General features: G+C 43.4%; 13 protein-coding genes. 6 read left to right on the top strand and 7 right to left on the bottom strand.

The window, feature by feature from the left end:
- On the top strand, positions 1-140 hold a 140-nt coding region (locus ACEO2X_RS12165), incomplete at its 5' end, for a transposase domain-containing protein (protein WP_180050393.1).
- Between the two features lie 30 nt (positions 141-170).
- Positions 171-785 carry a hypothetical protein gene (locus ACEO2X_RS12170; protein WP_154320231.1) on the top strand — a complete coding sequence of 205 codons (615 nt, stop codon included), beginning with the start codon at positions 171-173 and terminating at the stop codon, positions 783-785.
- Between the two features lie 356 nt (positions 786-1,141).
- Here ACEO2X_RS12170 and hisF read toward each other — a convergent pair whose 3' ends face one another.
- On the bottom strand, positions 1,142-1,900 hold the full coding sequence (hisF, locus tag ACEO2X_RS12175) for an imidazole glycerol phosphate synthase subunit HisF (protein ID WP_154320232.1): 759 nt from the start codon (positions 1,898-1,900) through the stop codon (positions 1,142-1,144).
- 113 nt (positions 1,901-2,013) lie between these two features.
- Here hisF and ACEO2X_RS12180 point away from each other — a divergent pair, with 113 nt between their 5' ends.
- Genes ACEO2X_RS12180 through ACEO2X_RS12190 form a run of 3 tightly spaced genes read left to right on the top strand, consistent with a single transcriptional unit; the run spans position 2,014 to position 4,051 of the window.
- Positions 2,014-2,964 (top strand): homoserine kinase, encoded by a 951-nt coding sequence (locus tag ACEO2X_RS12180; protein ID WP_154320233.1) that lies wholly within the window; start codon positions 2,014-2,016, stop codon positions 2,962-2,964.
- Positions 2,965-2,976: 12 nt separating this feature from the next.
- Entirely contained in the window at positions 2,977-3,606 is a 630-nt protein-coding gene (locus ACEO2X_RS12185; protein WP_179994019.1) for a DUF1294 domain-containing protein, read from the top strand.
- A 40-nt stretch (positions 3,607-3,646) separates the two neighbouring features.
- The gene (locus ACEO2X_RS12190; protein ID WP_167846391.1) at positions 3,647-4,051 is read left to right on the top strand and encodes a hypothetical protein; all 405 of its coding nucleotides are present in this window, start codon (positions 3,647-3,649) and stop codon (positions 4,049-4,051) included.
- Positions 4,052-4,106: 55 nt separating this feature from the next.
- On the opposite strand, the gene ACEO2X_RS12195 is transcribed toward ACEO2X_RS12190, so the two are convergent.
- From ACEO2X_RS12195 to hisB, 6 genes are all read right to left on the bottom strand, one after another.
- Positions 4,107-4,997 (bottom strand): DMT family transporter, encoded by an 891-nt coding sequence (locus ACEO2X_RS12195; RefSeq protein WP_228274487.1) that lies wholly within the window; start codon positions 4,995-4,997, stop codon positions 4,107-4,109.
- Positions 4,998-5,109: 112 nt separating this feature from the next.
- The gene (hisA, locus tag ACEO2X_RS12200; protein ID WP_004974395.1) at positions 5,110-5,841 is read right to left on the bottom strand and encodes a 1-(5-phosphoribosyl)-5-[(5-phosphoribosylamino)methylideneamino]imidazole-4-carboxamide isomerase; all 732 of its coding nucleotides are present in this window, start codon (positions 5,839-5,841) and stop codon (positions 5,110-5,112) included.
- A gap of 67 nt (positions 5,842-5,908) precedes the next feature.
- Positions 5,909-6,586, bottom strand: coding sequence for a hypothetical protein (locus tag ACEO2X_RS12205; RefSeq protein ID WP_004974396.1), 678 nt, complete (start codon positions 6,584-6,586; stop codon positions 5,909-5,911).
- Positions 6,587-6,755: 169 nt separating this feature from the next.
- Positions 6,756-7,226 (bottom strand): DUF805 domain-containing protein, encoded by a 471-nt coding sequence (locus tag ACEO2X_RS12210; RefSeq protein WP_004974398.1) that lies wholly within the window; start codon positions 7,224-7,226, stop codon positions 6,756-6,758.
- A gap of 248 nt (positions 7,227-7,474) precedes the next feature.
- The gene (gene hisH / locus ACEO2X_RS12215) at positions 7,475-8,092 is read right to left on the bottom strand and encodes an imidazole glycerol phosphate synthase subunit HisH (RefSeq protein ID WP_004974401.1); all 618 of its coding nucleotides are present in this window, start codon (positions 8,090-8,092) and stop codon (positions 7,475-7,477) included.
- Complete coding sequence (gene hisB, locus ACEO2X_RS12220; protein WP_096902642.1) at positions 8,092-8,685, bottom strand: imidazoleglycerol-phosphate dehydratase HisB; 594 nt, start codon at positions 8,683-8,685, stop codon at positions 8,092-8,094. Before hisB ends, hisH begins: the two co-directional genes overlap by 1 nt.
- 96 nt (positions 8,686-8,781) lie before the next feature.
- Between hisB and ACEO2X_RS12225 the strand changes: the two genes are divergently transcribed.
- The gene (locus ACEO2X_RS12225; protein ID WP_096902643.1) at positions 8,782-9,159 is read left to right on the top strand and encodes a GNAT family N-acetyltransferase; all 378 of its coding nucleotides are present in this window, start codon (positions 8,782-8,784) and stop codon (positions 9,157-9,159) included.
- Positions 9,160-9,461: the final 302 nt, after the last annotated feature.

A 9,461-nucleotide genomic window follows, 5' to 3' on the forward strand; every position in this document is an offset into this window, starting at 1 on the left:
TGACATTAATCCAGTCAGCAAAGCTGAATGGGCTGGATCCCTATGCCTATTTAAGTGATGTGCTGAAAAGGTTGCCGACACATAAAGTGACTCAGATTGAAGAATTGCTACCACACCGCTGGAAACCGGAACCGAATTAAAAAATAGGCATGGGGTTCAGCGGACGCTTACTGTGGAAAGGATTTCTAGCAGGTTTGGTGGTTGCCAATGGTTTTGAATGGGTGGCACATAAATATATTTTGCACGGAACGCATCGAGCAGGGCAGCGCCGTTATAGTCCTGTGCCTGAAAGTATGAAATCACATTGGGAACATCATCGTGAAGTGCGTAAAACCAGTTTTCACGATCATGGCTATGTCGAAGGGATTCGCAACTGGCGTACCAAAAATGAAATTGTGTCTTTGGCTGTGGTGGCAACGGTGGCCAGTGGCGTGTTCTATCCAATTTCTAAGGGTATGAGTTTGGCTGCGCTATATAGTGCTGCGAATTATTATTATATTCACCGTCGTGCGCATTTAGAGCCAGAGTGGGCAGTTAAGAAAATTCCGTGGCATTATGACCATCACATGAACAGCAATCAGGATGCGAACTGGTGCGTGACCAAACCGTGGTTTGATTATATTTTAGGAACGCGAGTCATTTCAGCACCTGCCTTACAGGAGCAAAATCCGTTAGGCATTGCCTTACCTCGGGTGATTGCACAGGGTTTAAACCATCTGTCTGCTGCATATTTTCCTGCCAAATGGGTCGAGAAAAAATTAGCTGTGGCAGAGCAGTTATCTTAACTGTATTGCAGCAAATGAAGGTTTGTACTGACAGCTTGGGCAAGTCTTGTCGCAAATGGTCAATGTTTTTGGTGTTTTTGGTCAATATTTCAGCTAAAGCTCTGCGTATATTGTGTGCAGTGAAATATCCACGGATGTTTCGGTTGAATATTGTGTGATGATAAATTGATTTTGTTGATTATTTTTTTATAAGTCTATTTAAAAAGATAAAAGAACCTCAGCGCTGTGGTTTTTTGAGTTGATAGGAGTCTTCGGACTCCTTTTTTTCTGCCTAAATTTTACCTTTACTTCAATTTTAAGCTAAAAAAAGTGCAATCCTCAGATTGCACTTTTCACAGTTCGTTTGCACTATGATTTTACAAACGCATTTCAATGCCTTGTGCTGCCAAATATTGTTTGGCTTCAGGAATGGTATGCTGACCAAAGTGGAAAATTGAGGCTGCCAGTACCGCATCGGCACCGCCTTTTAGAATCCCATCGGCCAAGTGTTGTAAATTACCTACACCGCCAGAAGCAATGGTAGGTACCATTACACGGTCATTGATGGCACGCATGAGCGCCAAGTCATAGCCTGCTTTGGTGCCATCGGCATCCATTGAGGTGACCAATAGCTCACCTGCGCCATAGTCTGCCATTTTCACTGCCCATTCAATGGCATCAATACCGGTTGGTTTACGACCACCGTGGGTGAAAATTTCCCATTTGTTATCACCCGTTTTTTTCGCATCAATGGCAACCACAATACATTGCGCGCCAAAACGCTGTGAGGCTTCTTGCACAAATTCAGGGTTAAACACGGCTGCAGAGTTAATGCTGACTTTATCTGCACCTGCGTTAAGTAACAGGCGGATGTCCTCAACCTTACGCACGCCACCACCAACGGTGAGGGGCACGAACACGGTTTCTGCCATACGTTCTACGGTACGATAAGTCGTATCACGACCATGATGGGTAGCGGTAATGTCTAAAAAGGTGATTTCATCGGCACCTTGTTCATTATAACGACGCGCCACTTCGACAGGGTCGCCCGCATCACGAATATCAAGGAATTGCACGCCCTTAACCACGCGACCATTATCTACGTCTAGGCAAGGAATAATACGTTTCGCTAGCATAAATTTTTCCAATTATTACAGCCGATTATGAAACTCACCCACACAAGCGCTACACCTTGGCAGATGGAGCGGGTATTCTATCAAACTTAGCTCAGGTTTTTCGCAGGTTTTCTATGTCGGTTTATACTCCTTTGACTTTAAAGGAAGTTCAGGTCTTTGCAGCGCCTTATGGATTGGAGGTGGTCGAGCTGATTCCCATTCAAGGGGGGATTCAAAATACCAATTATTTTTTGCGCTGCGACAATCAAAACGAGTACGTGCTGACCATTTTTGAAGAATTAGATCAGCAAGCGGCAGGTGAATTAATTCCTGTATTGCAGCATTTGGGGCAAGCGGGTTTGCCTGTGGCAGTGCCTTTATCCTATTCGGGACAAGCCATTCACCAATTAAAAGAAAAACCTGCACAAATTGCACCGCGTTTAATTGGGCAGCATCCGACACTGGCAACAGTGGCGCAAGTGGAAGCGATTGCGATTGCACAAGCCAAAATGCATGTGGCCTTACAAAATTTTCCTTTGCAGCGCGATCATGTACGTGATCATGCTTATTGGGCAGGGGTCGCACGCCAATTAAAACCAAGCATGCATGTGGCCGATCAAGCCTTACTGTCCAAACTTTTGGGCTTGTATGAAGCTTTAACCGCAGTCTATCCGCAGCGTCCCAAAGGTTTTATTCACTCGGATTTATTCCGTGACAATACCTTGTTTGCAGATGATCAGTTGCAAGGCATTTTAGATTTTTATGAATTAAATCAAGATGAATTGCTGTTTGATATTGCGATTACGCTGAATGATTTTTGTACCGATTTTCCTGAGCTGAGCTTAAATGAAAGCAAGGCGATTGCATTTTTAAATGCCTACGAAACGGTGCGTCCTTTAACCCAAGACGAAAAAGCCTGTTTGGAACTGTATTTGGCAATGGCGGCAGGACGTTTTTGGTTAATGCGTTTGCAGGTGGCTGCTAAAAATGCGGCAGAAGGGCGGACAGGCGCAGATATTTTGCAGAAAAATCCAGATGAAATGCGGAATATGCTGATTGAACGCTTAAAGTTTGTGACAGCTTGAGGGATATAGAACATGCGTGATCAAGGGCGTTTAGTCGAATGGTTTGATGAGCAGGGTTATGGGTTTATTCAGCCGAATGACCACCAAAAAGATCGCGTGTTTTTACACATTAAGGACTTCGCCCGACAAGGGCCACGTCCAATTGTGGGCTGTGCCTTGGAATATACCGTAACTGTGGATGAGCGCGGACGTTACCGAGCACAGCAAGCGGTGTATTTAAAAGCTTCGCAGACCAAAGCAGCAAAGGCATCTGCTGTGAGTGCGAAAACATCCAACATCACGCAAAAAATGCAGCCGATGCAAATATTATGTGTGGCTTATATTGTTGCTTTGGCTTTGCTGACGCTGTTGGGATTGCTCAGCGGCATGTTGTTATTATTCATCAGTTTGATGAATGCGCTGAGTTATTGGCTGTATGCACAAGATAAAGAAGCTGCACAGCAGGGCGGGCGTCGTATTCCTGAAAATAATTTGCATATCGTGGCTTTTTTAGGGGGCTGGCCTGCAGCATGGTTAGCACAACAAAAATTACGCCATAAAACACAAAAACAACCCTTTGGTAAGATTTATTTTTGTACGATAGGCTTAAATATCTTGCTGATTTTATGGTTAATTTCTCCGTTGAATCAGCTCAGTATCTAATTGGGAATATTGTTCCAGTAACAGGCTTGTCAGGTGCATTATGTCAGAAGCAGAGCATTCATATTCAGTAGATCAAGACCCACATCGTTCATTGACCATGATTTTATATGTGCTGTATATCGTGGCGATTTTTTCTGCGGGGATATTGGCCGTTATTGCCTTAATCATCAACTATTTAAAACGTAGTGATGTACAAGGTTCAATTTTTGCCAGTCATTTTACTTGGCAAATTCGCAGCTTCTGGTGGTATCTGTTTTGGAATATTGTGGCCTTTGTGCCGTTCTTTTTGGTGTTCTTTAGTCCAGATGCGCAAAGCTTTGCCAGTATGACTTTGGCTGCGACACTTTTCTGTATCGCAGTGGTTGCTATTTCGTGGTTATGGATTGTTTACCGTGCTATACGCGGTTTAATTCGCGTGAATGATAATTTACCGATGTATCATTAAATTCACGTTCGTTCGTCTTTTTAAGATGTTTTGAGCGATCTTGCCTAGATGCTGTTCATTCAACTTTTTGGGATGATGTGTTTCGTTTTAAAAATTTTGGTCGCCATTCGCTGACCAGCACGCCTAAAACCACCAGTAGTCCACCGAACAACGCCAGAACTGCCAAGCGCTCGCCTGCCAAACGTCCAATCAATGCGGCCCAAACAGGCTCACCTGCATAAATAATAGCAGCTTGCGCAGGGTCTACTTGTCGTTGCGCCCAGTTCATCACCAATTGAATCACGGCACTGGCAATGCCTAAGCCGAGCAAAACAGCAAGGAGTGACCACTGAAATTCGGGCAATTGAGTTTCTCCAACCCATGGTGCAATCGCAAAACACAATAACGATGCACAACCCAGTTGGATGAGGGTAACGCGCTTTAAATTGACCCGATTGGCAAAATAGCTAATTAAAATAATTTCAAAGGCAATCGCAATTGAACCGATTAAAGTAATGGCTTGTCCAAAACTTAACTGAATTGCGCCTAAGCCATTGCCTGTTAAAAAGACCAAGCCTACAAATGCCAAAATAGCACCCAACCAAGTCATGACATGCGGACGTTGATCAAAGCATAACCACAGCAATAGCGGTACAAGCGGGACATACAGCGCCGTTAAAAAGGCCGATTCGCTACTGCTGATACTTTGTAAGCCAATGGTTTGAGTGACATAACCTAGCGCAATGACTGCGCCTATGGCAAAGCCTGCATAGAGTTCATCGATGCTAAAACCACGTAAGCTTCGCCATGAAATCAGCCCCACGGCCAACGTGGCTGCGGCAAAACGTAAGCCTACAAACAGTACTGGACTGCTGAAGTTCAAACCGTATTGCACGGTAATGAAGGTTGCACCCCAAATTAAGGTAATCAAAATGAGCGCCAGTTGCGGCGCTTTGCTGCGAAGCATTGGTGAAAGCTGAGACATAGAACCAGTGGGAGATGAAGAAAACTCAAAATGAGTAAAATAAAATCAAAATAAAAAAGAGGTCCGCAGACCTCTTTAAAAATACGCGGCAGAATTACAAAGATTGCTCATCTAAAAGCAACTGTGCCTCACGCAGGCTTAACGTGCCTTCGTAAATTGCACGACCTGTAATCGCACCTAAAATGCCAGGCTGACCTTTTAGGTTGCGTACGTCATCTAAATTGGTCACACCGCCAGAAGCAATCACGGGTAAGCCTGAATATTGCGCCAAGTTTACGGTTTGTTCTACGTTCACACCTTGCATCATGCCATCACGGGCAATATCGGTATAAACAATGCTAGATACACCTGCATCGGCAAAACGCTTAGCTAAATCTGTTGCCTTCACGTCTGTGACGTTGGCCCAACCATCAGTAGCCACCATGCCATTCATGGCGTCAATGCCGACAATGATGTGTCCTGCAAATTTCTTGCAGGCTTCTTCTACAAAAGTAGGCTCTTGTACGGCTTTGGTACCAATAATCACGAACGATACGCCTGCATCCAAATAGTGTTCGATGGTTTCGAGTGAACGAATACCGCCACCAATTTGAATTGGAAGATCCGGTTGTGATTTTGCAATCGCTTCAACCACAGGTTTATGAATTGGCGTACCTGCGAAAGCGCCGTTTAAATCGACTAAATGCAAGCGACGCGCGCCTTCATTTACCCAGTGTTGTGCTGTTGCCACTGGATCGTCAGAAAATACAGTATCATCTTCCATACGACCTTGTTTTAAACGAACACACTTGCCATCTTTCAGGTCAATTGCAGGGATGATCAGCATGCTTTCGCTCCTTGCCAAAAACTTATTGAATTCAATCTGTGCATCTTAACAAAGTATTGTTAAATATCTAAGCATCTGTTGTAGGTTTTGTTTTAGAGGGACGAATCCGCAATTTGAGTGAACTGTTTGGGATATGCTCGGGCAATAGACCCAAACGCCCCAACTCTTCAAATATCAACACAGGTGCGTAGGCATCGGCGGCAGCATAGGCAATTTGTGCTTCACTGAGCTGTTTGCATGCCCAGTTTGAGGTGCTGATACTTCGGCTTTTAGGGAAATGAACGTGAAATAATAATGCCATGGCATTTTTAAGCCCAAGCGGACTTTTAAAACCAAAACTGCCAAAACATTTGGATAGTTCAATCACGCTATTCAGTTGTATACCTTTTTTACGAAATAAATGGGCATCATTTTTCAGCCCAAAACCTACTTTAATTTGATCGCGATTGGCAAAAACTGGCTGCAAAAATTGCCAAATGTCATCATTGAGCTGAAATAGATAGGCTTTTTCTAAGGTTGCGAGCTGAATTAAATGCGGGCCTGTAGAAACTTCGCCTACATTAAACGTGGGTTTAGATTCAGAATCGAAACCCAAGACAGCTGCGGTTTTCAGTTCAGCTTCAATTGCTAGACATTGCTCTAGATTTTGAATCAGTACAATATTTTGACGCGCAATATTTTCAAACAGTGGCAATTGCCGAATTTCATCAGGGCTAGGCAGGGTACGCAGACGAGTGAGATCCATAACATTCAAAGCGGTAAAGAAGCGGTTTTAGCCTAAAGCGTTTTGCGGAATTTGGCAAAGTTTAAAAGATTGAAAATGCTGTGCAGGACAAAGATTGCAGCGAATATCCTGAAAAAATAGCCCAATAGATGGGCTATTTCGAAATATCAACCAAGTGGAATATTTTTGCTTAGACGTTGCTGAATATACCTGACAAGAAGCTGCCAATAATCGCCAAAATCATCAGCACAATAAAAATCCAAGCCAGTACTTTTTCCCAACCTGCAGTTTCACGTACCGCACCATAGCTATTTTGACGATCATCGCCAGGTGCAAATACCAAATATAAACCCATAATAATATTCACCAAAGGCACCAAAATCAGCAAAGATAACCAGCCAGTATGATTGCGGTCATGCAAGCGGCGGATGGTGAAAATAAAGCTAAAATAGAACGCAACGATATAAATGATCACGAGCAAGATCATGCCGATGCCCATAGAGCCAGAGCCGAGCTCTAGCAATAAATTGGGTGCAACAACGGCAATAATTGCAATCAGTACTGCAAGCCCCAAGCTGAGCAAACAGTTCCACGCTAAAAATGATAATCGACCAAAACGCCCCGCTGCACTGAGTGCAGAATCTTCTACATATTGACTCATTGTTGTAATTCCTAGATTTTTTGAATTTTCTGTCGCATACCGTATATTTGCTCAAAAATCTTGTGAGATATCTCTCTCACATCGCAAACATAGACCAATTATCGACAGACCCTCAGTTTATTTTGAATAAAAGGTATAAAAAACGCTTTAATTTTAAACACAAATCAATGTGCAATAAAAGTGAAAAACATTCACGCAAAAATAAAGCCGAGATTAACTCGGCTTTATTGATTGAAGCATCCTGAATATTAGATATTCCATTCCACAAAGTTTTTTAGTAACTGCAAACCAACAGTGTGACTTTTTTCTGGGTGGAACTGCGTTGCAAACAAGTTGTCTTGATGCAGGGCTGTACAGAAAGTTAAACCATAATCACAGGTCGCGGCCACGATTTTTTCATCTTGCGGTTCAACATAAAAACTATGCACGAAGTAAAAACGCGCATCTTGTTCAATGTTGTTCCACATAGGGTGGCTCGGGTCACGTTGATGTACCTGATTCCAACCCATGTGTGGCACTTTTAAACCTGCTACTTCAGGAAAGCGTTTGACTGTACCTGCAAAAATGCCCAGTGCATCTGCTCCGCCATTTTCTTCGGAATGTTGCATCAGCGCCTGCATGCCTACACAAATTGCAAGTACAGGTTTATTAAAGACCGCGTTGCGTACCACGTCATCAATGCCAGCTTCATGCATGCCTTGCATACAATCACGCATAGCACCCACACCTGGAAACACAATTTTATCGGCTTGTGCAATCAGTTTTGGGTCATTGGTCACATCTACCGTTGCACCCACATGCTCTAAAGCTTTCGCTGCAGAGTGTAAATTTCCCATGCCATAGTCAAGAAGGGCAATTCGGGTCATTAGAGTGTTCCTTTGGTTGATGCCACTGTATTTTCAGCACGCGGATCGACTTCACATGCCATGCGTAAAGCACGTGCAAATGCTTTAAATACGCTTTCAATTTGGTGGTGGCTGTTTTTACCTTTGAGGTTGTCGATGTGCAGTGTCATTAATGCATGGTTGACAAAGCCTTGGAAGAATTCTGAGAATAAATCCACATCAAAAGTACCAATACGTGCGCGGGTAAATGGAATATCCATAAATAAACCCGGACGACCCGATAAATCGACAATCACACGGCTTAAAGATTCATCAAGTGGTGCGTAAAAGTGACCGTAGCGTCGTAAACCTTTTTTATCGCCCAAAGCTTGAGCAAAAGCTTGTCCAAGCGTGATACCACAGTCTTCTACAGTGTGGTGATCATCAATTTCCAAGTCGCCATCACAATGAATATCAATATCAAACAAACCGTGTCGCTTGATTTGATCAATCATATGGTCTAAAAATGGAACTCCAGTGTTGAGTGTGCCTTGACCCGTACCGTCCAGATTCACACGAACTCGAATTTTAGTTTCGTTGGTATTTCTCACCACTTCACTGATACGTTGGGTCATAGACACGTTCCTCAAAAAACGTCAAAAATGATTGATGTAAAATGTTTTCGCTGTGACGAAGTCTCAGCATATTAGATTGCTCAGGAGGGTTAATCAATGCCTATTACCGTACATGCCTATACTTCACTGGAAAATACCGAAGTGCGCAGCCAGCTTGAGCGACTGTATGATACCAGCCCTGAATTTGGCGATGGGCAAGATGCGGTAAGCCAACTTGAGCAGAACTTGGCTCAGTATACCCTACTTTACACGGCAGAATTTAATACTAAAGTGATTGGTGCGATTTGGTGCACAGGGCAAGATGATCATCGTACGCTTGAATATATTGTGGTGCATCCTGCAAACCGTGGTCGAGGTGTGGCAGATCGTTTGGTGAGTGAGGTGTGCCGTATGGAAGAAGCCAAAGGTGTGCAGCACTTTCAGCCGGGTTGTGGTGCGATTCATCGTTGTTTGGCGCATTTGGGTAAGTTGTGAGTTTTTAAAAAGCTGACGTTGTGTCTGTCTTTTCAGTTTATCCGTATAGGTCAAAATTAAATTAGTATCGAAAATCCCTTCTCTTGCGCCATATATGGCTCAGGGATGAGGAATATCTTCCGTAAGAGGATGATGGGGGATTGAAGTATGGTTTTAATCGGATTTGTGAAAGAAGTTTATCCACTGGAGCGTAAAACCTCGTGGTTCAGCACGAGGATATAAGCGACTGGAGTAAACCATATGAACGACACGAAATGTCGTTTTAAATACTTGTACTATAGTCACTATTAAGAAAAATACTG

Source organism: Acinetobacter sp. AL9 (genome assembly GCF_041464035.1).
GTDB lineage: Bacteria > Pseudomonadota > Gammaproteobacteria > Pseudomonadales > Moraxellaceae > Acinetobacter > Acinetobacter towneri.